Annotated in this window: 23 protein-coding genes; 21 read left to right on the forward strand and 2 right to left on the reverse strand. The window is 38.5% G+C overall.

Annotation, left to right across the window (positions count from 1 at the left end):
• Positions 1 to 99: 99 nt before the first annotated feature.
• From mraZ to T408_RS0105245, 16 genes are all read left to right on the forward strand, one after another.
• Entirely contained in the window at positions 100 to 531 is a 432-nt protein-coding gene (mraZ, locus tag T408_RS0105170) for a division/cell wall cluster transcriptional repressor MraZ (protein ID WP_028119007.1), read from the forward strand.
• Positions 532 to 540: 9 nt separating this feature from the next.
• Positions 541 to 1,482 (forward strand): 16S rRNA (cytosine(1402)-N(4))-methyltransferase RsmH, encoded by a 942-nt coding sequence (gene rsmH / locus T408_RS0105175; protein WP_028119008.1) that lies wholly within the window; start codon positions 541 to 543, stop codon positions 1,480 to 1,482.
• Positions 1,483 to 1,502: 20 nt separating this feature from the next.
• Positions 1,503 to 1,919 (forward strand): hypothetical protein, encoded by a 417-nt coding sequence (locus T408_RS0105180; protein ID WP_028119009.1) that lies wholly within the window; start codon positions 1,503 to 1,505, stop codon positions 1,917 to 1,919.
• Positions 1,916 to 3,574 (forward strand): peptidoglycan D,D-transpeptidase FtsI family protein, encoded by a 1,659-nt coding sequence (locus tag T408_RS0105185; protein ID WP_028119010.1) that lies wholly within the window; start codon positions 1,916 to 1,918, stop codon positions 3,572 to 3,574. The genes T408_RS0105180 and T408_RS0105185 overlap by 4 nt, the downstream gene beginning before the upstream one ends.
• 11 nt (positions 3,575 to 3,585) lie before the next feature.
• A complete protein-coding gene (locus tag T408_RS0105190) occupies positions 3,586 to 5,094 on the forward strand; it encodes a UDP-N-acetylmuramoyl-L-alanyl-D-glutamate--2,6-diaminopimelate ligase (RefSeq protein ID WP_028119011.1) in 1,509 nt (502 codons plus the stop codon).
• On the forward strand, positions 5,091 to 6,044 hold the full coding sequence (gene mraY, locus T408_RS0105195) for a phospho-N-acetylmuramoyl-pentapeptide-transferase (RefSeq protein WP_028119012.1): 954 nt from the start codon (positions 5,091 to 5,093) through the stop codon (positions 6,042 to 6,044). The genes T408_RS0105190 and mraY overlap by 4 nt, the downstream gene beginning before the upstream one ends.
• A gap of 10 nt (positions 6,045 to 6,054) precedes the next feature.
• Positions 6,055 to 7,449, forward strand: a complete 1,395-nt coding sequence (murD, locus tag T408_RS10955; RefSeq protein WP_035420181.1) for a UDP-N-acetylmuramoyl-L-alanine--D-glutamate ligase — start codon at positions 6,055 to 6,057, stop codon at positions 7,447 to 7,449.
• Entirely contained in the window at positions 7,446 to 8,570 is a 1,125-nt protein-coding gene (gene murG, locus T408_RS0105205) for an undecaprenyldiphospho-muramoylpentapeptide beta-N-acetylglucosaminyltransferase (protein ID WP_028119013.1), read from the forward strand. The genes murD and murG overlap by 4 nt, the downstream gene beginning before the upstream one ends.
• A 23-nt stretch (positions 8,571 to 8,593) precedes the next feature.
• Positions 8,594 to 9,571 (forward strand): cell division protein FtsQ/DivIB, encoded by a 978-nt coding sequence (locus T408_RS0105210; protein ID WP_028119014.1) that lies wholly within the window; start codon positions 8,594 to 8,596, stop codon positions 9,569 to 9,571.
• A 104-nt stretch (positions 9,572 to 9,675) separates the two neighbouring features.
• Positions 9,676 to 11,166 (forward strand): cell division protein FtsA, encoded by a 1,491-nt coding sequence (ftsA, locus tag T408_RS0105215; RefSeq protein WP_028119015.1) that lies wholly within the window; start codon positions 9,676 to 9,678, stop codon positions 11,164 to 11,166.
• Between the two features lie 23 nt (positions 11,167 to 11,189).
• Positions 11,190 to 12,503 (forward strand): cell division protein FtsZ, encoded by a 1,314-nt coding sequence (gene ftsZ, locus T408_RS0105220; protein ID WP_028119016.1) that lies wholly within the window; start codon positions 11,190 to 11,192, stop codon positions 12,501 to 12,503.
• Between the two features lie 146 nt (positions 12,504 to 12,649).
• On the forward strand, positions 12,650 to 12,913 hold the full coding sequence (locus T408_RS0105225; RefSeq protein ID WP_028119017.1) for a YggT family protein: 264 nt from the start codon (positions 12,650 to 12,652) through the stop codon (positions 12,911 to 12,913).
• Between the two features lie 15 nt (positions 12,914 to 12,928).
• The gene (locus tag T408_RS0105230; RefSeq protein ID WP_028119018.1) at positions 12,929 to 13,711 is read left to right on the forward strand and encodes a YlmH family RNA-binding protein; all 783 of its coding nucleotides are present in this window, start codon (positions 12,929 to 12,931) and stop codon (positions 13,709 to 13,711) included.
• A gap of 11 nt (positions 13,712 to 13,722) precedes the next feature.
• Positions 13,723 to 14,595 carry a DivIVA domain-containing protein gene (locus T408_RS10960; RefSeq protein ID WP_051444806.1) on the forward strand — a complete coding sequence of 291 codons (873 nt, stop codon included), beginning with the start codon at positions 13,723 to 13,725 and terminating at the stop codon, positions 14,593 to 14,595.
• A gap of 245 nt (positions 14,596 to 14,840) precedes the next feature.
• Positions 14,841 to 17,630 (forward strand): isoleucine--tRNA ligase, encoded by a 2,790-nt coding sequence (gene ileS / locus T408_RS0105240; RefSeq protein WP_028119019.1) that lies wholly within the window; start codon positions 14,841 to 14,843, stop codon positions 17,628 to 17,630.
• Positions 17,631 to 17,827: 197 nt separating this feature from the next.
• Positions 17,828 to 18,787, forward strand: coding sequence for a helix-turn-helix domain-containing protein (locus tag T408_RS0105245; RefSeq protein ID WP_028119020.1), 960 nt, complete (start codon positions 17,828 to 17,830; stop codon positions 18,785 to 18,787).
• A 66-nt stretch (positions 18,788 to 18,853) separates the two neighbouring features.
• On the opposite strand, the gene T408_RS0105250 is transcribed toward T408_RS0105245, so the two are convergent.
• Entirely contained in the window at positions 18,854 to 20,023 is a 1,170-nt protein-coding gene (locus tag T408_RS0105250) for a toxic anion resistance protein (RefSeq protein WP_028119021.1), read from the reverse strand.
• A 14-nt stretch (positions 20,024 to 20,037) separates the two neighbouring features.
• Positions 20,038 to 20,961, reverse strand: coding sequence for a 5-bromo-4-chloroindolyl phosphate hydrolysis family protein (locus T408_RS11735; protein ID WP_051444807.1), 924 nt, complete (start codon positions 20,959 to 20,961; stop codon positions 20,038 to 20,040).
• Positions 20,962 to 21,091: 130 nt separating this feature from the next.
• Here T408_RS11735 and T408_RS0105260 point away from each other — a divergent pair, with 130 nt between their 5' ends.
• The 5 genes from T408_RS0105260 to T408_RS0105285 all read left to right on the forward strand — a co-directional run bounded on the left by T408_RS0105260 (position 21,092) and on the right by T408_RS0105285 (position 25,058).
• Complete coding sequence (locus T408_RS0105260) at positions 21,092 to 21,667, forward strand: NUDIX hydrolase (protein WP_028119022.1); 576 nt, start codon at positions 21,092 to 21,094, stop codon at positions 21,665 to 21,667.
• Positions 21,668 to 21,677: 10 nt separating this feature from the next.
• On the forward strand, positions 21,678 to 21,938 hold the full coding sequence (locus T408_RS0105265) for a hypothetical protein (protein ID WP_028119023.1): 261 nt from the start codon (positions 21,678 to 21,680) through the stop codon (positions 21,936 to 21,938).
• A gap of 12 nt (positions 21,939 to 21,950) precedes the next feature.
• Positions 21,951 to 22,640 carry a 5'-methylthioadenosine/adenosylhomocysteine nucleosidase gene (locus T408_RS0105270; RefSeq protein WP_028119024.1) on the forward strand — a complete coding sequence of 230 codons (690 nt, stop codon included), beginning with the start codon at positions 21,951 to 21,953 and terminating at the stop codon, positions 22,638 to 22,640.
• Positions 22,641 to 22,971: 331 nt separating this feature from the next.
• Positions 22,972 to 24,393, forward strand: coding sequence for an ABC transporter permease subunit (locus tag T408_RS12200; RefSeq protein WP_084543933.1), 1,422 nt, complete (start codon positions 22,972 to 22,974; stop codon positions 24,391 to 24,393).
• Entirely contained in the window at positions 24,393 to 25,058 is a 666-nt protein-coding gene (locus tag T408_RS0105285; RefSeq protein ID WP_028119025.1) for an amino acid ABC transporter ATP-binding protein, read from the forward strand. The genes T408_RS12200 and T408_RS0105285 overlap by 1 nt, the downstream gene beginning before the upstream one ends.
• Positions 25,059 to 25,138: the final 80 nt, after the last annotated feature.

The raw sequence follows: 25,138 nt of genomic DNA on the forward strand, positions 1-25,138 counted from the left end.
GGAATGCCTTCCGTTTTTTTTGTATAAAGTGGGAAAAAAGTGGTAGAAAGTGGAGACTTGTGGTAGACTATTATTACTTAGGGTAAAAGGGGGATTAGTATGCTTATTGGTGAGTTTACACATAATATTGATACCAAAGGGCGACTAATTATTCCTGCTAAATTTCGTAATGATCTGGAAGAAATGTTTATTATTACCCGAGGTCTAGATGGGTGCTTGTTTGGCTTTCCGATGAAAAGTTGGGAAAATATTCAAGATAAATTAAAGCAATTACCACTAGCCAAAAAAGATGCGCGTGCTTTTACTCGATTTTTCTACTCAGCTGCCACTGAAGTTGAAATCGATAAACAGGGGCGAATCAATATTCCAGCAAATCTTCGTCAATTCGCTAAGATTGAGAAAGAATGCCGAATTATCGGTGTTTCGGATCGAATTGAAATTTGGAGCCAAGCGAATTGGGAAGCATTTGCTGACGTTGCTGAAGAGAATTTTGAAACGATAGCAGAAGAAATGATTGATTTCGGATTTTAGGAGGTATAGATGAATTTTAATCATGATACAGTCTTATTAGAAGAAACAATTAATGGGCTGAATGTAGACCCTGAAGGCGTATATGTAGATGGGACACTAGGCGGTTCGGGTCATGCTCAATATCTTTTGACACAATTAGATTTGAAGGGGCATCTGATAGCCTTTGATCAGGATCAAGAGGCCTTAGAAAATGCCGAAGTTCGCTTGAAAGATTCAATTGACCAAGGGCAAGTAACTCTAATTTATTCAAATTTTCGTCACTTGAAGGATAAGTTGGCCGAGCAGGGAATATATGAAATCGATGGTATCTATTACGATCTAGGTGTTTCATCTCCTCAATTAGACCATGGTCAGCGAGGTTTTTCTTATCGTAAGGAAGCCCGATTAGATATGCGGATGGACCAAAATCAAGATTTATCGGCCTATGAAGTGGTTAATGAGTGGCCCTATCAAGATCTCGTCAATATTATTTATCGCTATGGTGAGGAAAAATTTGCTAAACGGATTGCTCGTTTAATTGAAAGTGAGCGCAAGACTCAATCCATTGAAACGACCACTCAATTAGCTGAGATTATCAAACAGGCAATCCCTGCAGCAACGAGAAGGACTGGAGGGCACCCAGCCAAGCGAACCTTTCAAGCGATTCGAATTGCAGTTAATGACGAATTAGGGGCTGTAGAGAGTTCGCTGGAACAAGCCTTAGAGCTTCTTAAGCCAGGGGGACGTTTAGCGGTAATCACTTTCCATTCTTTGGAAGACCGATTGGTTAAGCAAATGTTTAAAGAAGTATCTGCACTTCCTGAGTTACCGCCTAATTTACCAATTGTTCCCGAGGAATTGAAACCTAAGTTTAGACTAGTTAATCGCAAGCCGATAGTGGCTAGTGACCAAGAGCTTGAAAATAATAATCGAGCACGGAGTGCCAAGCTAAGAATTATTGAAAAAATTTGATAAAAGGGAGGGAAAGGATCATGAATAAAATACCACTTGAAGATTACCACCATCCATCTTCTTTCAATGAAGTGATTGGTAATGTCGCTGTAAAACCACGATCCAACACTCCCACTTCAAAAAATGTAAAACATAATTCTTTTAATGCTAATAGAGCTAGCCAACAAAAATGGACCTGGCGTCACTCTGGATTAGTGATGTTTTTCGCGGTCCTTATTTTGGCTTTGATCGCTGGGATTTTTGCACAGCAAATGCAGAACCATGAAATAGATCAAGCTAGCCAGCATTACCGCGAAGAAGCTCGTCATTTAAATACACAATCCGATAATTTATTGTATGAAATAAGTCAAGCTTATAATTATCAAACTGTCATTGAGGCAGCCAAGCGAGAAGGAATGTCTGTTAATCCTAATCAGGTGAAGGATGTTAACCCATGAAGCAACAAAAATCATCAAAAAACTTAAATTCAAGTATTTTATATTTGCTATTCTTTTTCACCATCGTTATCCTTATCTGTTTTGGAAGATTATTTCAATTAGCAGTTGTTAAAGAAAGTAATGGTGTCAATCTAACTCAATACCAACAAGCTGAAGAAAGAAGTAGTGTCACTGGTACTAGAAGGGGAACGATCTATGACTCGAGTGGTCACCCGCTAGCCATTGATACTACTTCTTATTCAATCTATGCGGTCTTGCAAGATGGGTGGAAGGAAGGTAAGATTGAAGATTACGATCAGGCTGCTTCCATTCTTTCACAGCACCTTAATCTATCACGAGATGAAATTTTGCAAAGACTTCTGGATAACAAGGACTTGCAGCAAGTTGAGTTTGGTGTGGCTGGTAGTCACTTATCCAGTCAACAAAAAGAGGCCATCGAAGCAACGGGTTTATCGGGAGTTGGTTTCAAAGAATCAAGACGACGTTATTATGTCAATGATTTCTATGCCTCCCATTTATTAGGTTATGCAACGCTCGAAGCAGACTCGGACCATGTATTTCAGGGTCAGTTAGGGGTAGAAGCCGCCTTTGATGAGGAGCTGAATGGTGTCAGTGAGTTAGAAGTTCCAGGACGTGATTTATTACTGACCATTGATTCTCGCATTCAACAAGTATTAGAAAAATTATTGCAAGAGAATTACCAGAAATACCAACCTGAAAATATACAAGCATATGTTGTTGATTTGTCTAACGGTCATTTGCTGGCTGCCGGTCAACGTCCTAGCTTTAACTTAAATAACCGAGAAGGTATCGAAGATGAATGGCGTCATTTACTAGTTGAAGATAGTTTTGAACCAGGATCTACTATTAAAATATTAACGACGGCTACCGCTATTGATGTGGGGGTCTATGAAGGAAACAAAAAATACCAATCAGGTAATATAGATGTTTACGATCAAACAGTACACGACTATAATGTGACTGGTTGGGGAGAAATTACTTATGATGAAGGTTTAGCACGGTCCAGTAATGTTTTAATGGTTAAACTTGTTGAAGATATGGGGCTTGAAACTTGGCAAAAAGCACTGGCCAACTTTGGTTTCGGCAAGTCTAGTCAAAGTGGTTTATTGAATGAATCCAGTGGTTTGATTGATTTTGATAACCCAGTTAATGCGATTATGTCTGGATTCGGTCAAGGATTGCTAACGACGCCTATCCAACTCTTAAACGCCTATTCAGCCGTAGCTAACCAGGGTAAGATCCAACCTCTTAAGTATTTAATAGATGAAGAGAAGGGCGGCAGTCAACTTGAAGCCAAGCAAGTCGTTTCACCTGAAGCAGCCAACCATATTTTGAAGGTTATGGTAGATACGGTGGAGGCCCCATATGGAACGGCTCAGTCTTTCAAGCATACAGGAGTAAAAGTAGCAGCCAAGACAGGGACAGCTCAGATTGCTGATCCAAATGGCAACGGTTATTTAACAGGCCCTAATGATTATATTCACTCAGTTGTTGCCTTCCTTCCTGCTGATCAGCCTCAATATATGGTCTATTTAACGATGAAGCAACCTCAAAAGAGTCAAGGTTTACTGGGCAGTCAAATTTTAGCGGAAGTATTCCATCCCTTAGTGGATAATCTAATCATCAAGGAATGAAAGGAGCCATCATGAATCAAAAGGAATTAATTGATTATATACTCGATAAGCAGGTTCAAGGGCCTGCTCATTTGCTGAATAATACCGTTACAAAATTAGTCAATGATCACCGAGAAATTATTCCTGGAGCATGTTATGTAGCGATAAAGGGTGAAAATTTTGATGGTCACCAAGTTTTAGAGCAAGCGATTGAGTTAGGAGCCGAGTTAATCGTCGTTGAGGAGGAAGTGTCTCCTAAATTCCTTGATCAGGCGACGGTAGTTCGTGTACCTTCAACTTATCGAACGCAAGCATTGTTGGCGAACCTTTATTATGGTCAGCCTTCCACCCAACTAAATTTAGTTGCTATTACTGGGACCAATGGGAAGACGACCACATCATCAATGATTAGTGACTTATTAGAGTTATTAGAACGACCAACTGGTCTGATTGGAACGCTTCATTATAAAGTGGCCGATCAGTTGTATCCCGCTGTTAATACAACGCCTAATGCTGTTCATTTGCAAAGACTTTTTCGCCAGATGCTGGATCAGGGCTGTCAAGATGCTATCATTGAAGCATCCTCCCATGCTCTAGAATTAGGTCGTCTGTGGTATACAGATGTCGATTGTGCTATATATACCAATCTCACTCGCGAGCACTTAGATTTTCACCAGGACATGGATCACTATGCCATGGCTAAGTCGCTCTTGTTTAGTCAATTGGGGCAACGATTAGTTAATGGACGGCCTAGAATAGCAATCCTTAATAAAGATGATTCCTATTGGAGACGAATGCTAAGAGCGACCAGTGCGGAAATCTTAACTTATAGTTTGGAAGATCCTACAGCTACTGCTTACGCTCATTCAATAGAAGAAAGTGATAACCAATTAACCTTTAGCATTCGTTATCAGGATCATGATTATACATGTTTGTTACCGATGATTGGTATTTATAATGTGTCTAATTTTCTAGCGGCCTTTCTCTGCTTAACTAATTATTATCATTTCCAGCCTGAGCAAGTGATTCAAGCGATCCAATCATTTAAAGGTGTCACTGGTCGGATGCAAGTAGTTGACCAGGGGCAAGATTTTTTGGCTGTGGTTGACTTTGCCCATACAGCAGATGCCGTAGATAAAGTGCTTGAAGACCTAAAAAATCATACCCAAGGACGTCTGATCAGTATGATGGGACATAGTGGGGGTAACCGCGATAGTGGAGCTAGACCAGGAATCGGAGAGGCCTTATTTAAATGGAGTGACTATGTTGTCCTAACGGCTGATAATCCAAGAAATGAATCAGTTCTCCATATCTGTCAAGAGATGCTTCCCGAGCAAACTAAGAAATCTTATCAAATCATTGAAGATCGTAAAGAGGCTATTCAATTTGCTGTTGACTTAGCCCAAGCAGGGGACACCATTTTATTCGCCGGAAAAGGTGGCGAACCTTATCAAATTATAGGCGATCAATCGCTAGCGTTTGATGAGGTAGCAGAGGTTAGGCAAGCCATCCAGAAGAGAATAGAAAGGAATTTACCATGATTGAACTGTTTTTTATTGCCATCAGTTTTATTTTGACAGTGTGTTTGATGCCTTCTTTTATTCATATCTTTAACAAAAAGAAAATTGGACAAACAACACGAGAAGATGGGCCTTTATGGCATCAAGTAAAGACCGGCACCCCTACCATGGGGGGAACTGTTTTTGTGTTTGCAATATTACTGACTTTATCTATTTTCAGTGTGTATACGCAAAGCTTTAATTATCAGACAATTATGTTATTTTTAACCTTCCTTTTATTTGGAGGGATCGGATTTGTTGATGATTTTATCAGTATTTTTAAAAAACAAAATGAAGGTTTGACTGCCAAGCAAAAATTTATTAGTCAAATCGTTTTTTCCATCCTGATTAGTTTGATTGGATTTAGCTTAGATGCGCCGATCGCTATTCCTTTCTTTTCAGTCGAAATTAAATCTTTTCTTTTGGTTGCTTTATTTACATTTTTTTGGATTACAGGCTTTTCAAACGCCGTTAATTTGACCGATGGTCTAGATGGTTTAGCAACGGGTCTGTCAATGATTGCTTATGCAAGCTATGCCTTCTTGAGTTATCAACAAGGAGAAGTGACGCTAGCCTTAATTTGTCTGATTATCGTTTCCGCCTTGACAGGTTTCTTGATCTTTAATAAGCGACCTGCCAAGATATTTATGGGAGATGTGGGGTCTCTTGCTTTAGGAGCAGGTCTGGCAGTTATTTCATTAATCCTTAATCGTCCTTGGAGTTTATTGATTATTGGCTTTGTTTTTGTTGTTGAGACCCTGAGTGTTATTTTGCAAGTCACCAGTTTTAAACTAACGGGCAAGCGCTTGCTTAAGATGAGTCCCATTCACCATCATTTTGAAATGATTGGCTGGTCTGAGCGAAAAGTCGTTGGTGTCTTCTGGTTGGTGGGGCTACTCTCTTCAGTCATTTACCTGGTTGTAGGTTTATAGGAGGAAGAAAATGACTAGAAATTTTTCACAAGATCATGTTCTCATCATTGGTTATGCTCGTACTGGACAAGCCACCGCTGATTTCTTGCTAAGAAGAGGGGCTAAGGTGAGTTTAAGTAACCTAACGGAATTAGAGGATGATCAGGAATTACAAGCATTGGTTGATCGAGGGTTGACCATCTGTCCTCCGGGGCATCCAGAATCGATTTTGGATGAGCCGATTGATTATATAGTCAAAAACCCAGGTATTCCCTATCAAATTCCATTTGTTCAAGAGGCGGTGCGAAGAGGAATTCCTATTTACACAGATGTGGAGTTGGCCAGTTGGGTCTTAAAAGGACAACTGATCGGAATTACCGGAAGTAATGGTAAATCAACTGTTACTTTATTAACTCACCTTCTATTACAACATTATCCCGCTGGAAAAGCTTTTTTGGCCGGTAACATTGGTATTCCAGTATTAGAACTAGTGGATCAGATAGGAGCAGACGATCTTTTAGTCATGGAATTATCTAGTTTTCAATTGGAAGGAACCCAAGAGTTTCATCCAAAGGTTGCCATTATTAATAATATCTTTGAAGCCCACTTGGATTATCACGGCAGTCGTAGTGCCTATATAGAGGCCAAACTCAAATTAATCAAGAACTTAGATGAAAGCGATTATTTAATTTATAATTATGATCAAGAAGAATTAAGAGAGTGGTTGAAAGACTCACCTGCCAAGCTTATTCCATTTGCCCAAGATCAGGTGGATGACTATGTTAGAAAACATGGCAGCTACTTGGAGGATGAGCACCTATTTATCAAAGGTAAAAAGATTCTATCTACTCAATCAATTCAAATACCTGGTAAACATAATATCTCTAATGTGCTAGCTGCTATCACTGTAGCCAATCAATATGAAATAAGTCCTTCTGTGATCCAAGAGGTGGTTGAGACCTATCTTGGAATGCCTCACCGAATCCAACCGGTGGCCGAACAGGGGGGACGAAAGTTTTATAATGACTCTAAGGCAACCAATACAACAGCTACCATTACAGCACTTAAAAGTTTCCATCAACCCATTCACTACATAGGTGGAGGATTGGATCGTGGAAATGGTTTTGAGGATCTCAAACCCTATTTAACTTTGATCAAAAGAGCTTATCTATATGGAGAAAGTAAGTTTAAAATGGCAGAAGTGTTTGATCAAGTGGAGGTAGCTTATGAATTATTTGACAATTTAGATCAGGCGACCCAAGCGGCCTACAAGCAAGCCAAGGAGGGTCAAGTTATATTATTCTCACCTGCTTGTGCTTCTTGGGATCAATTTAAAAACTTTGAAGAAAGAGGAGATGCTTTTATGCGATTGGTTTATCATCTACTTGAAATATCTCCTTACCAAGAGGAGGGTGGAAGTCTATGACCCAGATTCAAAAAATAGTCGTATCAGGCGGAGGAACAGGAGGACATATTTATCCTGCTTTGACAATTGTCAAACGTCTCAAAGAATTGAACCCTGAATTGGAGTGCTTGTATATTGGAACGGATAAAGGGTTGGAATTAAAAATTGTCCCCCAGTCTGGCATTGACTTTGAAAGTATTGAAATACAGGGACTGGAAAGACGACTTTCCTTTAATAATTTACGATCTATCTGGTTGATGCTGACGAGTAGTTTTGCTGCTTGGCGCAAATTAAGAAGTTTCCAACCCGAAATAGTTATTGGGACGGGGGGTTATGTTTGTGCGCCGGTGCTCTTGGCATCCTCTCTACTTAAAATCCCTAGCTTAATACATGAACAGAATAGTGTAGCAGGAGTAACCAATAAATTTTTAAGTCGATTTGTTGATAAGATTGCTATTTGTTTTGAGCAGGTAAAAGATGATTTTCATTCTTATGAAGATAAGCTAGTCTTAACCGGTAACCCGAGAGGTCAGGAAGTACTATCCTCTCTTAGTGATGAACCTGTTTTATCAAAAGCGTTTGGTCTTGACGATCAAAAAGCGACAGTTTTAATATTTGGAGGAAGCCGTGGGGCTCCGGCAATTAATCAAGCAGCGATTCAATCCATAACGAATTGGCTCCAAGTTGACTATCAAGTCATCATCGCGACTGGACAAGCTCACTTTGATGATTTAGTGGGTGAACTAGAGGCTATGGAACTGAATAAGACCAACTTACGAGTGGTTCCTTATATCGATAATATGCCTGAGGTTTTTAATGCCATTGATTTAGTTGTTTGTCGCAGTGGTGCAACCACTCTCACTGAATTAACCGCTTTGGGCTTACCAAGTGTTTTAATTCCCAGCCCTTATGTAACTAACAATCATCAATATTACAATGCACGATCCTTAGTTGACCAAGGGGCGGCTTTATTGATTGAGGAAAAGGATTTGACTGCTTTAAAATTATTTCAAACAGTTGATCAATTAATCAATGACAAAGATCAGTTGGAGTCAATGAGAATGAAGGCTAAAAGCCTAGGAATACCTGATGCGACAGATCGAATTATTAGTACATTAGAGCAACTAATTGAAGACAAGTAATTCATGAAAGGAGGATGAATTTGATGACTGGAAATTATTTCATCCAAAATGAAAACGATAAACGAAATTCGAGGAATTCGGTCCAATCTAATCGGCTAGAGTTCTCACAGTCATCGAATCCATCTGGCCTCGATCGCAATCGACCGACAAAGGCAAAGTCAAAAGGGAATAACAATCAAGCTTCTTGGTACCAAAATGTTCACCATCGGCGAGTTAGCCAGAAAGGCCCCAAGCAAGCTAAGGCAAATCAACCAGCAGTTAAAGTTAATACCGAATTAGTTGCCTGTTTTATCCTACTTTTGATTATCTTAGTTTTGAGCGCTTGGCAACTTTTGCCATTTAATAAGGTCAATCAGTTACAAGTTGAAAACAATTATTTCATTAGCCAAGAACAAATTATTAATTCTTCTCGAATCCTTCCCTTGGATAAACTAGACAAGATTTATGCTCAACGTGAATCTATTCAGAAAAAAATGAAAAGTGAACTGCCAGCACTTGAAAGTATTGTCTTTAAAAGAGAAAACTTAGCCTTGGTGATTCAAGTTAAAGAATATGATATTGTCGCGGTCGCTCAAGATCAGGGCCAATATCTACCGCTTTTATCTAACGGAAGTATTCTGCCTCTTGAACCTGAACAAGAATTAAGTTCAGGGATTCTCGATCAAGTCCCTGTTCTGGTAGGCTTTGAAGGGCAAGGAAAATTAGCCCCGCTTGCAAATGATCTATTGAGAAATTTAAATGGAGAAATCCTTGGACAAATGGATACAATTTACTTAATCCCTTCCAGTGAAAAGCCGAATGCCGTTGAGATTCATATGAAAGACGGGAATATTGTAAAAGGAATTATATCAACTCTGGCTCAAAAGATGATCTATTATCCTCAAATGCTAGAGCAAATCCAAGGTAAACGAGGTGTTATTAACTTAGAAGTGGGTGCCTATTTTACCCCTGACCTACAAACAGCTGAAACGATTGAGCTTTCCCACCCTTTAAATCAATAAAATAATTTAAGAATTCCTGATCTTTTTCTTCTATAAAGATGGGGTTTATGCTAAGATTGAGTATGTATGATAAATTTAGATGATAAAAGGGGGGCAATTCCTGCATGAGAAATCAAGAAATATTTGTTAGTCTTGATATCGGTACTACATCCATCAAAGTGGTTGTGGCCGAATATGTGAATGGACGAGTGAATATTATTGGTGTCGGCAACGAAAAATCGCGCGGACTCAGCCGAGGGGTTATCGTAGATATTGATGAGACCGTGTATTCTATTCAACGTGCTATTTCACAAGCAGAGCAAAAAGCCAACGTTAAGATAAATGAAGTCGTTGTAGGGGTGCCTAGTAATCAATTACGAATCGAACAGTGCCATGGAATGATAGCTGTCGCTGGAGAAAATCGGGAAATTACGATTCGTGACGTGGATAATGTTATTTCAGCAGCAAAAGTTCGCTCTGTTCCGCCTGAACGGGAGATCGTGACTATTATTCCTGATGAATTTATCGTTGATGGATTCAATGGTATTCGTGATCCAAGAGGCATGATCGGCGTTCGCTTGGAGCTATACGCTCATCTTATTACGGGGCCTAAGACGATTATTCATAATATTAAACGTTGTGTTGAGAGGGCAGGCTTGGTTATCAGTGACTTGATTTTACAACCGCAAGCCATTGCGGCTGTTGCTTTAAACCAGGATGAGCGCGAATTCGGAACCGTTATTATTGATATGGGTGGCGGACAAACATCTGCTTCCATCTTGTATGATAATCAGTTGAAGTACTCATTTGTCGACCAAGAAGGTGGCGACTTTGTAACCAAAGATATATCTGTTATTTTAAATACATCACTGGATAACGCAGAACGAATTAAGCGAGAGTATGGTTATGCAGTAGCCGATCATACTTCATCTGAGGAATATTTCCCTGTGGAAACAGTTGGTAAAAAGGATCCAGTCCGGGTAGACGAGCATTATTTAGCTGAAATTATTGAAGCACGCTTGGCTCAAATTTTTGAAACTATTTACGATGATCTTGAGCAGATGGATGCTTTAGATTTACCAGGTGGCTTTGTCTTAACTGGGGGTCAATCCTCTTTACCAGGTGTAATTGAATTAGCAAAATCTTACTTTGGTGAACGGGTTCGTATCTATGTTCCAGAAGAAATGGGAATGCGTAACCCTATTTATACGACTAGTATGGGTCTGGTGCATTATGTGGCTGGTTTGGATGAAATTCATCGAATCGCTCAAGGGGCCTATCAAAGAGAGATTGCTCAAATGAGCCAAAATCAATCTAGAAAACGGCCAGTTGCCAGAACCTTCCCGCAAGAAGCTCAAGCTAGTAACAGTCAACCACAGATTGAACGCGTTCCAAGTGAGCCACAAAAGCAAGCTACGATAACGCCTGAATCAAGAGAAATGAAAGAATCGAGTCCAACTCATTCCTACTATGATGATTATTTAGAGTCTACTCAATTTGATGACGGTGATTATTATTACGAAGATGATCAGCATGCAGTCCAGGTTCAAGAACCAGCAAATGGTAATTCTTTCCTAGACCGTATTCGTGGTTTCTTCCAAACATTTTTTGAATAGGTTCAATATTAGGAGGTAAAATAATGGAATTATCTTTTGATTCAAGTGAAAATCACACAAATGCTGTGATTAAAGTCATCGGTGTTGGTGGAGCTGGGGGTAATGCTGTTAACCGCATGATCCAAGAAAATGTTCAAGGTGTTGAATTTATTGTTGCTAACACCGATACTCAAGCCTTAGAAGCTTCTGAAGCTGATGTGAAATTGCAATTAGGCCCTAAAGTTACTAAAGGCTTAGGAGCAGGGTCTCTGCCAGAGATTGGCGCTAAAGCAGCTGAAGAAAGTGAAGAACAATTAAAGGCGGCCCTTGATGGAGCGGACCTTGTATTTGTTACTGCTGGAATGGGTGGGGGAACCGGAACTGGTGCGGCCCCATTTGTTGCTAAACTAGCTAAAGAAAGCGGTGCCTTAACGGTTGGTGTGGTTACGCGTCCATTTACCTTTGAAGGCCCTAAACGTAGTCGTTCAGCAGCTGAAGGGTTGCAGAACTTAAAAGAAAACGTTGATACGCTTGTAGTTATTTCGAATAATCGCTTACTTGAAGTGGTTGATCGAAAAACTCCAATGTTGGAAGCTTTTAGAGCAGCTGATAATGTTTTGCGTCAGGGTGTGCAAGGTATTTCAGATTTAATTACCGCTCCTGGATATATCAACTTAGACTTTGCCGATGTTCAAACGGTCATGAAGGATAAGGGGATGGCCCTTATGGGGATTGGACGTGCCTCTGGTGAAAATAGAACTGCTGAAGCAACTAAGAATGCTATCTCCTCGCCTTTACTTGAAGTGTCTATAGATGGGGCAGAACAAATCTTATTGAATGTGACAGGTAGCGAAGATCTTGGCTTATTTGAAGCTCAAGACGCTAGTGAAATCGTTGCTAATGCTTCTAGTAATGATGTTAATATTATTTTTGGTACATCCATTAATAATGACTTGGGTGATGAAGTGATTGTCACTGTTATTGCGACTGGTATTGAAAATGAAAATCATTCTGAACGTCCGAATAACCAGAGTCAAGGTCGACGTGTCTTTTCTTCGGATTCAAGCAACCAAAGACCAGCGACTAACAACCAAACAAGTAATAGTAGCGACCAAGTAGTAGGAGCTAACGATAATGCTCCTGCACAGACTCGTAAGCAAGAGCCCAAGAAGCAAGACTTATTTAGCGATTGGGATATCAAACGTGAACAAAACACACGCGAAGTAGAAGAAGTTGAAAAGCCAAGTCAGCGACGTAGCTTTAGTCAGCCAAGTCAATCGGAATCTATCTCCAATCAAAATAATGCAAGCGAAGAAGAATTAGATACGCCACCATTCTTCCGTAAACGAAATCGTTAAAGATCTAACAGGCAGTAATCATTTGATTACTGCTTTTGTTAATTTCTGTGAAAAATTTGATTTTGGCTAGCTATTATTAAGCCAAATGACTTATTTTCTGTTAGAATAAGAGAGTACGAATTTTGTAATAAATGGAGAGATGTTATTTGGTAATCATTAATTTAGTGAATTTAGTTTTTCGTATCTATTCAACCATACTCGTTATTTATGCCTTAATGACTTGGTTGCCGGGCGCTCAAGACAGTCAACTTGGTAAGATAATTACCCAGCTAGCTCGGCCATACTTAGATTTTTTTGACCGCTGGATACCTTCCATAGGTGGGATTAGTTTTAGTGTGATAATTGGTCTGATTGTTTTACAATTTATTCAAAGGGGATTAATCAGTCTATTGATCTCAGTAATATTTTAATAGGAGCTAGATGAGATGGACCATATCTATCAGCATTATCGTAAGGAAGAAGAGTCTTTCGTTAATCAAGTGTTCGATTGGGTTAATCAAGTTGAAAATACCTATGTCGCTTATACAACACCCTTTTTAACTCCGAGAGAGGCGATGATCGTCAAACAATTACTGGCTAACAATGAGGATTTAAGGCTCTATTTTGATGGGGCCTATCCTAAAGCTGAACGTCAAAGAGCAGTCATCAGTCCTCTTTACTATGAGGTCCAGGCCAAGGATTTTCAATTGCAAAGCTTGCGGATTAATTTTCCAAGCAAGTTTGCTGATTTATCCCATGGTAAAATATTAGGAACCTTATTATCGACCGGGATTGACCGTGACCGAATTGGGGATATTATTACAGACAATGTTGATTGGCATCTAGTTGTTGATGACCGAATTAGCGATTATCTCATCCAACAAGTGACTAAAATTAGTAATGTTGGTGTCCATCTTGAAACGATTGATTCAGACCAGCTCCTATTGCCAAGTGAAACTTGGGTTGAAGAGACGGTAATAGCTAGTTCTATGAGACTTGACACACTTGTGAGTAATGTCTATAATTTTTCTAGACAACGTGCCAAAGATAGCATTCATTCGGGTCTAGTCAAGGTAAACTTTGTCGAGGTTGATCGCCCGGATCTAGAAGTAGGTCTACAAGATATCGTCTCACTGAGAAAGTTTGGGCGCTTCTGGATTGTTGCTATTGAGGGTGTGACCCGTAAAGATAATTACCGATTAAAAATTAATAAATTAGAAAGCAAGTAGGAGGAATAGGGATGGCTTTAACACCAAATGAAATTCTCAACAAGGAATTTAAATCTAAATTTCGTGGTTATGATACAGATGAAGTTAATGATTATTTAGATGTAATTGTAGCTGACTATGAAGGTTTAATTAATGAAAATCATCGTTTAACTCAAGCTTTATCAGCTGCGACAGAAAAAAATGAATATTTTGCTCAACTGCAAGATTCTCTGAATAGTTCAATCGTTGTTGCTCAAGAAGCTGCCGATCGTTTGAAACAAAATGCTCGTAAAGAAGCAGAATTAATTCTTTATGAAGCTGAAAGAGAAGCTGATCAGATCTTAGCTGAAGCATCAAACCAGGCTCAAGCTATTGTTGGCGAAACGGATGCCTTGCGTCGTCAAAGCAAGCAATATCGTCAAGATATTGAATCTTTAGTTCGACGTCAATTACAAATGATTACTAGTGAGGAATTTACGACTGTTTTTGATCAAGAATTTGAAACAAATCTCCGTCCTGAAGATTTTCAAGTTGCTTCTTCAAGAGCTAGTCAACGTGCCAATCGATTAGAAGAAGAAACGGCAGCAGACTTTCAGTCAGCCAAGGATTTAGTCACTGAATCTGTAAGTCAAGCACCAGACCATCTTGAACAAGCAACAGGTCAAGATACTAATCAAGATCTTTACACGGAAGCTTATAATTATTATAATGAGATCAATGAAGAGGGATCAACTAATAACCTGGAAGTTAGTTCACCAGCTGATTTTCAACCCGAACCTGCTAGTCAGGATTATGAATCGACTTTAGAGGAAGTGAATCCAGCTTCAGTTGAAGAACCTAAGAAGGACACTGAAAGTTATTTTGGACAAACAATTCGCATCGAATTACCTAGTGATGAAGAATAAAAATTTCAGAACAAAATAATTATTTAAAATTTTTAGCGAGTTAGGGTTGGTGGAAGCCTAGCATTCCCTTGAATGATTATTATCCTCTGATTATTTAGAGAAGTGAAATCAAGTAGCTTTTCTCGCTTAGATAGCGTTATCATGATAAAGTGAATGATATCTATTTAGATAACATTAATTTGGGTGGTACCGCGTTTAAACGTCCCTTTTTCAGGGGCGTTTTTATTTATAAAAGGAGTAGTGAAATGAAGTTAAAAGACACACTTAATTTAGGAAAAACAAAATTTGCTATGCGAGCTAATTTACCAGCTAGAGAACCGCAATTCCAAGAAAAATGGTTGGAAGAAGATCTCTATCATAAAATTCAAGAAAAAAATCAAGGACGACCAACTTTTATCCTTCATGATGGTCCGCCGTATGCCAACGGGAAACTGCATATGGGACATGCTATGAATAAGGTCAGTAAAGATATTATTGTCCGGTCCAAATCGATGTCTGGCTACCGTGCCCCTTATGTTCCTGGATGGGATACTCATGGTCTTCCGATTGAGTCAGCGATGATTAAGCAAGAGAAGATTAACCGCAAAGAAATGAGCATTAGCGAATTTAGAAAATTATGTGAAGAATATGCTCTAGGGCAAGTTGAAAGTCAGAAAAAAGACTTTATGCGTCTGGGTGTAACTGGTGAATGGGAGAACCCATACTTAACCTTGACTCCAGAATATGAAGCCCAACAAATTCGTGTGTTTGCTAAGATGGCTGCTAAGGGCTTAATCTATAAAGGGGCTAAACCTATCTACTGGTCTCCTTCAAGTGAATCTTCCCTAGCTGAAGCAGAAGTAGAATATCATGATGTCACTTCACCTTCTATTTATGTGGCCTTTAAGGTAAGAGATGGTAAGGGAATTGTTGCCGACGATGTTGAATTTGTCATTTGGACAACAACACCGTGGACTTTACCGGCAAATATGGGGATTTCTGTTGCTGGACAAGCTGACTATGTTCAGGTTAATACTGGCGAACGAAAATTCATCGTAGCTGAAGAATTACTCAAGGATGTAGCGGAAACTTGTGGTTGGGAAGATTATGAAATTGTTAATCGATACAAGGGTCAGGACTTAGAAAATATTCTTGCCCAACATCCATTTTATGATCGTGAATCATTGGTTATGGTAGGAGACCATGTGGAACTAGATGCCGGTACAGGATTAGTTCATACTGCACCTGGACACGGGGAAGATGACTATCAAATTGGATTGGCCTATGGCCTTGAGATCCTGTCTCCGATTGATGACCGTGGGCATTTCACTGATGAGGCACCAGGTTTTGAAGGGATGTTCTATCTCAAGGGTCAAAAAGAAGTGCTAAAAATAATCGAAGAGAATGGTAGTTTGTTGCATTATTCTGAGTTTGTGCACTCTTATCCTCATGATTGGCGAACTAAAAAACCAGTTATTTACCGAGCAACGCCACAATGGTTTGCTTCTATTGAGAAAATTCGCCAGCAGTTGTTAACCGCCGTTAAAGAAGATGTTGAATGGTTACATCCATCTGGTGAAAGACGTATCTATAATATGATTGAAAATCGCGGAGACTGGGTCATTTCGCGTCAGAGAGTATGGGGAGTCCCTCTGCCGATCATCTATGCTGAGGATGGTTCGGCTATTCTAGATGAGGCTGTTATTAATCATGTAGCAGATTTGATTGAAGAACACGGTTCCAATATTTGGTTTGACTGGCCGGTTGAAGATCTGCTGCCGGAAGGTTATACTCATCCCCAAAGTCCTAACAATCTTTTCACAAAGGAAGAAGATATTATGGATGTTTGGTTTGATTCAGGAAGCTCACATGCAGGTGTTTTGAGAACAAGAGAAGACTTGTCATTCCCAGCTGATATGTATTTAGAAGGATCAGACCAATATCGTGGTTGGTTTAACTCTAGTTTTACGACTTCAGTGGCTGTTAATAATGAGCCGCCTTATAAGTCTGTTCTTTCTCAAGGTTTTGTAATGGACGGTAAGGGTCAGAAGATGAGTAAGTCACTAGGAAACGTCATCACTCCTGAAGAAGTAATGAAAGATTTGGGAGCAGATATTATCCGTTTATGGGTATCAACTGTAGATTATGAAAATGATGTTCGCATTTCTCAGGATATCTTGAAACAAGTGGCTGAATCTTATCGTCGGATCCGTAATACAATTCGCTTTATGCTAGGGATTGTGGCTGATTTTGACAATGAAAAAGATGCAGTAGCTGAAGACGAGCTTAGATTTGTTGACCAATATATCATGGCTAAATTTAATTTATTGAGTCAAGCGATTCAAGAAGATTATCAAAAATATCATTTCTCTGATATTTTCAAGAAGGTCATCAACTTCATTACGGTTGATTTATCAGCATTCTATCTCGATTTTGCTAAAGATGTAGTTTATATTGAATCTGAGGATAGTTATGATCGTCGAGCTATGCAGACAGCAATCTACCATATACTACATGATTTAATCATCTTATTAACCCCAATCCTTGTACATACAATGGAAGAAGCTTGGGCAGAATTACCAGGTGTGGAAGGCTTTGTGCAACTACAGGATTTCCCTAATTATCAAGATTTAGAACAATCAGAGGCGGTTGTCGATGAATGGCAAATCTTCTTTGATACGCGTTCTCATATTCTAAAAGCTTTAGAGGAAGCAAAGAATCGTGATGAAAATCCAATCAAGAAGTCCTTTGAAGCCAAAGTCATTGTCTACTTGGATTCAGAAACTAAAGAAAAACTCTTAGAATTAAGTGATCAGTTAGATCAATTATTGATCGTATCACAGCTTGAATTCCGTGACCCAGCTCAAGCAACTGACCATGTCCCTGTCTATGATGGTTTAGCTATTGAAGTACTTCCAGCAGATGGCGAGATTTGTGAACGCTGTCGAGCGGTTAGACCGGAAGTGGGTCAAATTGAAGAAGCGCCGGAGTTATGTAACCGTTGCTATAAGATTGTCAAAGATCATTATCCTGAGTACTTTACTGATAATGAATAAAGTCTGTTCTTAAGCGCAAATTCTTTCAATGTAGATTAAATAGCCATTGTTGATCTGAATCACTCAAGTGATCAGCTTCAGCAATGGCTTTTTCGATAGGGTGATAAATTGAAAATTATGAAAAACTTTTCATTTAAAGCTCATTGTGATAACATTATGAGATAAGGTGGGAACTAAATGTAGTAGGTAGGTGTAAAATGGAGAATATTAATAAAAAGTTAGGAGCATCCGTTAAACAAATTCGGGTGCATAAAAAAATTAAACAAGTTGATTTGCCTGGACTCAATTATTCTGCGTCGATGATTTCTAAACAGGAGAATGGTCAGCAAATTTTTACCGTTGAAAACTTGTTTAAATATTCTAGAGCACTACAATCGAGTCCAGAAGAAATTATTTTTATCTCTAATGACTATCAAATATCAAAGCGAAGATTATTATTTAATCAGTTGGCTAGTATTTGGAATGGCAAAGATTACCAATCATTAAATGACTTATATCGCTTAAGTAATCAATACGCCATTCAAAATTCTCATGATGTTGCTCTTGTGACCTTAAATAAGTATCTGAAATTATATTTAAAATATACAAATCAGGAACTTGAATATGCCGAATATGAGCAAGGTCTAAAAGAAATCGCGCGTTATATTTGGGAGTATTTATCTGGCTTGAAAGAGTTTTATTTATCTGATTTAAGGCTGATTAATTTTTCCTATTATTTTTTGCCTGTAACGGAATTTAAGCAATTGCTACCAAAGATTATCGACCGTTTTTTAGTGTATTGTCAGGAGCCAAATTACCAAAAGGATTACGTTGTTTTTCTTTTAAATGCTTCTTTATTTTTTATTAAATATCATGATGTTCAAGCTGCCCGCTTGATTTTTGATAATATGGACCAACTAGATTTAAAAGACTTATCGGTTACTCATTTATTACATCTAAAGGTTCGTCAAGGAATTGTTGAAAGTGATGAGCCCACGATTGCTCAGGCAGTCGAGATGGCCAAGTTGACGAATATTAAGGAATTAGTGAATCAGCTATATACCGAAGTACTCAAATTTTTCCCCGAATATTTTATTAAACATCCGGAAGATTTTGATGATTTTGAAGAAAAAGATGAGATGTTGCATTTAATGCAAGACCGTTACTGGTATTTTTAAGCTTGTTTAAGTAATCATCCCCACATCCGAGCTTTAGATAGCTCTTAATGTGGGGATGGTTATTTTTTATATATCCGTATGCTCCTGATAAGACTTGGACACTTGCAGTAATTTGTCTTGAAGCTGGTCTTCTAATAATTGAAGTTCATGTTGGGCAGCTAACCTATTTTTGCGTCCTGTCTCTTGAATAACTAAGACATCTTCTAAAGTAGAAATAAGGTCGGACTGGGTTTCTTTTAAGGTCTCCAAATCAACTACCCCACGTTCACTTTCTTGTGCGACTTTTAAAGTATTTTGTTTGAGGAGTTGTGAGTTTTGCTTTAACAATTTATTGGTTGTATCACTTACCATTTGTTGTGATTCTAAAGCTTCTTCCTGCTTCATGAGAGAGAGGCTAATAATCACTTGATTCTCCCATAAGGGGAGGGCCGTATGAATGGAGGATTGAATCTTTTCAGCAAGAACTTGGTTGGTATTTTGAATGAGACGTATCTGGGCGGCCTGTTGAATGGTCATTTGCCGATTAATCTTAAGATCGTGGGTTCGTTTTTCTAAACGATTATGAAAGTCTTGGAGGTCTTGAACCTCTTGAGCTATCATGGAATCCTGTTGAGTTTGAGCTTCAACTTGTTGAAGTATGTTAGGTATATCATGATCTGATAATTCTTTTAGTTTGAGCTCCGCTGCAGCTATATAAACATTTAAGGCCTCAAAGTAATCTTTATTTTGACTATAGAGGCCTTCAAGAACCTGGTTATCGGCTAAGAGTTGTTTTTGTTCTTGTTGTAATTGAAAGGCTAGTCGGTCTAATTGTCCAGAAAGTTTCTGGAAGTTGACCTGCTTTTCAATCAGTGTCTGTTTTCCACGATTTAAAAGTTTTTGAAAAAAATTCTGTTCCGCTTGGCTAACCGGGGAATGTTCTTCAATTTGAAGCATTAAACTTTTAAGTAATTGACCAATTTCTCCCGAATCTTTAACTTGCACGGCTTCAAGTACTTGATGGGAAAACTCATTAAGCTTCTTTTGTGTGTTAGCACCATAACTAATAATCGAATTTACTTGATCATTTTTTATTTTCGAGGCTAATTCGCGTGCTTGGCTCTGCCGATGCTCAGGTAATTTATCATAAAGGCTTTCGGGAGCAGACGAGGTTACTTGCTGGCTAGAAGATTTATCTTCTGTTAAGGAAAAGGGATCATTAATTAAGGAGTCAACAAATTGATTATCTTTTACCATACTTGCATTCCTTTCTAATCTTTATGCAATTGCTGATTGATGAAATCTATTTCAGATTGTGTATCATCATATAGGTCTTGATGGAATTGAATATAATCATCGCAAATTTTCTTACTAAGTTCTTCAATTGTTAAGGCTGTCCGCTCTAAAATTTGATAAGTCTGCTTGTCTTTGGCTACATGGAGGCTGATCTCATTATACTTACTAATGAGATCAGCAATAGATGGTAAATAATCATAGAGGAAATGATTAGCTTGAGTAATCTTTTTGGGTTTTTGAACAATTTGTTGAAAATAATTTTGACAAACCTCAATGACCTGATACTTATTAATAATCATTTTGATTTTAGCAGTCTGAGCGAAACTGGCTTCAATAGTGGAAATGGTGTCTTTAGCCTGAGCCATTTCTTGGCGAAATAGAATGATTTCGTCTTGAGAGAGTCCTTGTTTTTGATAGTGTTCAAACATTTTTTTGTTTTTCTTCTTATTAATATTTGAAGGACTGCGCTTATTCGAGTCGATAAATCTAACATAAAAATGGTAGACAGCTAATGGTAATAATGTCATTAGGCCACTAATCAGAATCACCAGGAGAATATCAAATAGATCTTTCCCTTGGGAAGCTAGGTCATTGCTAATGGTAGGTGATAAAATAGATAAAAATACTTGATAAAAAAGTGTCCAAGCCTTTAAAGCAATTTGCGGGTAGTGTTTTTTCAGATAATTGGCATAAAAATAATAAATGATGAAATTGATAGAAATAGGTAGAACCAAAAGTGTGACGACCGAATCAGCTCTAGCATTGAGGAGCATCAGTGCAATGGTTAAGAATAAATTGAGCTTGACCAGTCTTAAATAGGGGTTGTGATCCTGGGCATGCCAAATGATAAAAGCAAGTAATTGGATAAATAAAAAGATAGAATAGACCAACAGATTCATAATAAAACTCCTCTCTTAATATTATTATAACAAGAATACAAGGGAAATAATCGGACTAGAGTCTGAATTTAACGCTACTTGCAATCATAGCTAGAAAAAGCTATATTTGTTGTGAGAAAGGGTGAGCTTGATGAAAACTAATCGGGAGTTAATTGATTTTTTGCAGGCTGATAATCTACTAAAGACTCAGTTGGTTTTTGACGGAAATATTTTGCAACTCTATCATAATCAAATTGAATTAGATAACGGCCAAAGAGTTGAGCGCGAGCTGATTCACCATAATCCCGCAGCAGCTATATTAGTTACTAACAATGAAGATCAAGTGCTTCTAATAAGTCAACCAAGAGCCGCGATTGACCAGGTAATTTTTGAAATTCCAGCAGGTATTTTAGATTTTAAAGACCATTCCTATGAGCTTCCTTTAAATGGAGCCAAGAGAGAGTTAGAGGAAGAAACAAATTATCAGGCCTTAACTTGGGATTTTTTAGGCAAGTTTTATGTTTCACCGGGTTACTTAAATGAAGCTATTTACATCTATCATGCTCAAAATCTTGAATTAGTTGAGAACCCGCTAGATGCTGATGATGATGAAGAAATTAGCCTGCATTACTTTACCAAAGCAGAAGTTATCGAGCTCATGCAAAAAGGTGAGATCATTGACTTAAAGACAGCTTATGCGCTAAATTATTGGCTAAATCTTGATTAGGAGCGATTAAATGAGAAATTATTTTAGGAAATCTATGGATAATCATGAGGAATCTTTTGATGATTCGATGGATATGGAGGAATTTGACCAAGATATCGATTTTAACAAGGATTATTTGCGAGAAATTCAGGATGATCAGGAAAGTCAGTACAGCCAACCGTTAAAGCGTCGGAGTCGCTATCATGCGGGGATGGACCGTTTTTTAAATAATGGGATTATTATTGTAGGAATTCTATTGTTAATTGTTTTGTTGATTGCTTTTTTAGTGTAGAGGAGATTATAAATGAAAATTGGAATTATTGGAGCGATGGGGGAAGAAGTTAGACGGATTTCTAACCATTTAATAAATAAAGTAAGTAAAGATCATTATGGCAGTGAATATATTAGTGGCGAATTGGGCGGTCATTCGATCGTTCTTGTCCAATCTGGTATTGGCAAGGTGAATGCGACAGTTACTGTAGTGGTCTTGAAGGCAATCTATCAAGTGGATGCCGTTATTAATACGGGATCAGCCGGGGCGATTGATCCCGGTCTCAAGGTTGGCGATGTGGTTATTGCAGATTCACTTATTCACCACGATGTAGATGTAACAGCCTTTGACTACCAACTAGGTCAAATGGCCGGTATGCCAGAAAAATATCACTCGGACCCTAGATTAGTGAATACGGCCAAGGAAGCCTGTCGCAGTCTAGATATTGAACCTGTGATTGGTCTGATCGGATCAGGTGATCAGTTTATCGCTTCATCTGACCAAGTTGAAGAGCTTGCTAATCATTTCTATAATATCCGAGCGTCTGACATGGAATCAGCAGCTATTGCTCAAGCCGCTTATGTGGTCGATTTGCCTTTTCTCATCATTCGTGCGATTTCTGATAATGCCAATGGAGAAGCAGCTCTGAGTTTTGATCGCTTTATTGAATTTGCTGGAGATTTAGCTGCTCAGATTGTTGAGCGGACTATCAATGATATTTAAATTAAAAATAGATTAAAAAACTTGACAATTCAATTTTAATTTATTATCATTCTCTTAATAACAATATTCATTAAATTAAAATAGGACCAAGAGATAACTCAATGCTATGAAAGAGAATCTATGGAAGCTGGAAAGTAGAGCCTAGCAAGTTATGAAGACACAACCTATTGAATATATGTTAATCGGTAAATCCGTTATCTTTTGAGTTCAAAAGTTGAACTTGCTGAGTTAGTTACTGTGAAGTAGCTATAAATAAAGGTGGAACCACGTTGATACGTCCTTTAACCCAAGAGGGTTAAGGGATTTTTTTATTTTTAGAAGGGAATGGATCATGATGAGGAAGTTTGGCTTAATGGTATTAGCTTTATTTATGATATTTTTGCCAGTAGTCTCTAAGGCGCAGGAGGTGGATGAACCTTTAATTATTGGTTTAGACTCAACCTTCGCACCTTATGGTTATCTTGAAGACGGCGAATATAAGGGATTTGATGTTGAATTAGCAGCAGAAGTATTCAAGAAGATGGACCTTGATTACAAATTTCAACCCATTGACTGGGGGATGAAAGAGGCTGAACTAGATAATAAAAATATTGATATGATTTGGAACGGTTATTCAGTAACACCAGAAAGAGAAAAGTTAGTGGCATTCAGTAAACCCTACTTGCAAGGACGGATCGGGATCCTTGTTAAAAAAGATAGCCCGATTCAAACTAAGGCGGATTTAAAAGGAAAAACAGTTGCTACTCAAGAGGGTTCCTCACAATTGGAAGAGATGATGAAAGAGCCTGAATTTATCAATAGTCTAGGAGAACTAGTCACGCTCGCTTCATTCAATGAAGTTCTTAGCGAACTAGAGACAGGACGAGCAGATGCTATCGTGATTGCTGAGACAGTGACACGCTATTACTTCACCCAAAATGGTCAAGGGGATCAATACCGGTTACTTGAGGAAGATTTCGGTCATTCTGATACTGCAGTCGGCTTTAGAAAAAGCGACCAAGCTTTTGTCGATAAATTTGATCAGGCTTTAGTGGAAGTAATGGAATCGCCTAAATACGATGAAATTTATAATCGTTGGTTTGCAGAAATTGGCTCCAATGAGCCCGCTCAAGAATCTATTGACTATTGGTCACCACTCCTTAAAGGACTCAAAACAACACTTTTCTTCTTCTTTGTTGTCCTAGTGATAAGCATTCCCTTGGGGCTTATCCTAGCCTTATTAGAACAAAATGGACCTGGCTGGTTTAAAGCTTTAATTCAAGTTTACGTTTATATATTTAGAGGATCGCCTTTACTCTTGCAATTAATGATTATTTACTTTGGCCTGCCACTAGTCGGTCTAACACCGGGTCGGATCGAGTCCGCCTTATTTACAATGATCATTAACTACGCTGCCTACTTGCTGGAAATCTTTAGAGGTGGTCTCAATACGATTCCACTGGGCCAATATGAAGCTCTAAAGGTACTATCTATTGATCGATGGACAGGTCTTAGAAAGGTTATTCTTCCTCAGTTATGGCGAATTGTGATGCCTTCTGTAGGTAATGAGGTCATTAGTTTAGTCAAGGACACTTCTTTGGTTTATATTTTAGGATTGGATGAGCTACTCAAGGCTGGGCGTACCTTGGCTAATCAGTATGCATCCTTATTGCCTTATATATATGTCGGAATCATCTATTTAATTTTCACCGGTGTAGTTACTTTAGTGCTAAAAGCGATTGAAAAGAAATTGTATTTCCAGGAGGGTGAATAATGGGACTTAAAGTTACTAATATCAGCAAAAAATTTGGCAACCAAACAGTGATTGATAACTATAGCTTTTCCATGGCACCTGGAGAAGTGGTCATCGTTTTAGGCGAATCAGGAAGTGGAAAGACGACTTTACTCCGAATGATTAATCACTTAGAAACGGTCGATAGTGGGTCGATTTCAATCAATGATACTTATTTAGTTGAAGATGGAAACTATCGGTCGCGCCACGAGATTCAAGACTATCAATTTAAAATTGGTTTGGTCTTTCAAGACTACCAATTATTTCCTAACCTAAGTGTTGAGGAAAACTTATTATTAGCGCCCTTGGCCAATCAATTTGCCCCTGCCAACGAATTGAAAGCTAAGGCTAAGGCTCTTCTAGAAGAAATGGGTGTCTATGGTAAAGGGCAGGCAATGCCTGATCAGCTCTCAGGTGGTCAAAAGCAACGTGTGGCTATAGCTCGGGCCTTGATGTTGGAGCCGGACTTGATCTGCTTTGATGAGCCGACCTCAGCTCTTGATGAAAAGACAGTTTCTAAAGTAGCCGAAATTATTCAACAATTAGCCAAAAATGGTAAAATGGTTCTGATTATTACTCACGACCGGGCCCTAGTGGATAGTATGGGGAGTCAAGCTCGAGTGATTGAATCCTCATCATTTATTTAGAACTTTTTACCTTAAAAAGCTTGTCAATAAATGTCTGCTTTGTTACAATGAGTCTTGTGTAAAATAATGCAGCATAAAAA

This window comes from Hutsoniella sourekii ATCC 700629 (assembly GCF_000518205.1).
GTDB lineage: Bacteria > Bacillota > Bacilli > Lactobacillales > Aerococcaceae > Hutsoniella > Hutsoniella sourekii.

What these genes read in the sequence shown, in the direction of transcription:
- T408_RS10960 (WP_051444806.1), top strand. Translation starts at nt 13,723, where the DNA reads ATGGCTTTAACACCAAATGAAATTCTCAACAAGGAATTTAAATCTAAA.
- T408_RS0105180 (WP_028119009.1), top strand. Translation starts at nt 1,503, where the DNA reads ATGAATAAAATACCACTTGAAGATTACCACCATCCATCTTCTTTCAAT.
- T408_RS0105285 (WP_028119025.1), top strand. Translation starts at nt 24,393, where the DNA reads ATGGGACTTAAAGTTACTAATATCAGCAAAAAATTTGGCAACCAAACA.
- T408_RS0105265 (WP_028119023.1), top strand. Translation starts at nt 21,678, where the DNA reads ATGAGAAATTATTTTAGGAAATCTATGGATAATCATGAGGAATCTTTT.
- ileS (WP_028119019.1), top strand. Translation starts at nt 14,841, where the DNA reads ATGAAGTTAAAAGACACACTTAATTTAGGAAAAACAAAATTTGCTATG.
- T408_RS11735 (WP_051444807.1), bottom strand. Translation starts at nt 20,961, where the DNA reads ATGAATCTGTTGGTCTATTCTATCTTTTTATTTATCCAATTACTTGCT.
- T408_RS0105270 (WP_028119024.1), top strand. Translation starts at nt 21,951, where the DNA reads ATGAAAATTGGAATTATTGGAGCGATGGGGGAAGAAGTTAGACGGATT.
- mraZ (WP_028119007.1), top strand. Translation starts at nt 100, where the DNA reads ATGCTTATTGGTGAGTTTACACATAATATTGATACCAAAGGGCGACTA.
- T408_RS0105230 (WP_028119018.1), top strand. Translation starts at nt 12,929, where the DNA reads ATGGACCATATCTATCAGCATTATCGTAAGGAAGAAGAGTCTTTCGTT.
- T408_RS12200 (WP_084543933.1), top strand. Translation starts at nt 22,972, where the DNA reads ATGATGAGGAAGTTTGGCTTAATGGTATTAGCTTTATTTATGATATTT.
- murD (WP_035420181.1), top strand. Translation starts at nt 6,055, where the DNA reads ATGACTAGAAATTTTTCACAAGATCATGTTCTCATCATTGGTTATGCT.
- ftsA (WP_028119015.1), top strand. Translation starts at nt 9,676, where the DNA reads ATGAGAAATCAAGAAATATTTGTTAGTCTTGATATCGGTACTACATCC.
- ftsZ (WP_028119016.1), top strand. Translation starts at nt 11,190, where the DNA reads ATGGAATTATCTTTTGATTCAAGTGAAAATCACACAAATGCTGTGATT.
- murG (WP_028119013.1), top strand. Translation starts at nt 7,446, where the DNA reads ATGACCCAGATTCAAAAAATAGTCGTATCAGGCGGAGGAACAGGAGGA.
- T408_RS0105190 (WP_028119011.1), top strand. Translation starts at nt 3,586, where the DNA reads ATGAATCAAAAGGAATTAATTGATTATATACTCGATAAGCAGGTTCAA.
- T408_RS0105210 (WP_028119014.1), top strand. Translation starts at nt 8,594, where the DNA reads ATGACTGGAAATTATTTCATCCAAAATGAAAACGATAAACGAAATTCG.
- mraY (WP_028119012.1), top strand. Translation starts at nt 5,091, where the DNA reads ATGATTGAACTGTTTTTTATTGCCATCAGTTTTATTTTGACAGTGTGT.
- T408_RS0105245 (WP_028119020.1), top strand. Translation starts at nt 17,828, where the DNA reads ATGGAGAATATTAATAAAAAGTTAGGAGCATCCGTTAAACAAATTCGG.
- T408_RS0105260 (WP_028119022.1), top strand. Translation starts at nt 21,092, where the DNA reads ATGAAAACTAATCGGGAGTTAATTGATTTTTTGCAGGCTGATAATCTA.
- rsmH (WP_028119008.1), top strand. Translation starts at nt 541, where the DNA reads ATGAATTTTAATCATGATACAGTCTTATTAGAAGAAACAATTAATGGG.
- T408_RS0105185 (WP_028119010.1), top strand. Translation starts at nt 1,916, where the DNA reads ATGAAGCAACAAAAATCATCAAAAAACTTAAATTCAAGTATTTTATAT.
- T408_RS0105250 (WP_028119021.1), bottom strand. Translation starts at nt 20,023, where the DNA reads ATGGTAAAAGATAATCAATTTGTTGACTCCTTAATTAATGATCCCTTT.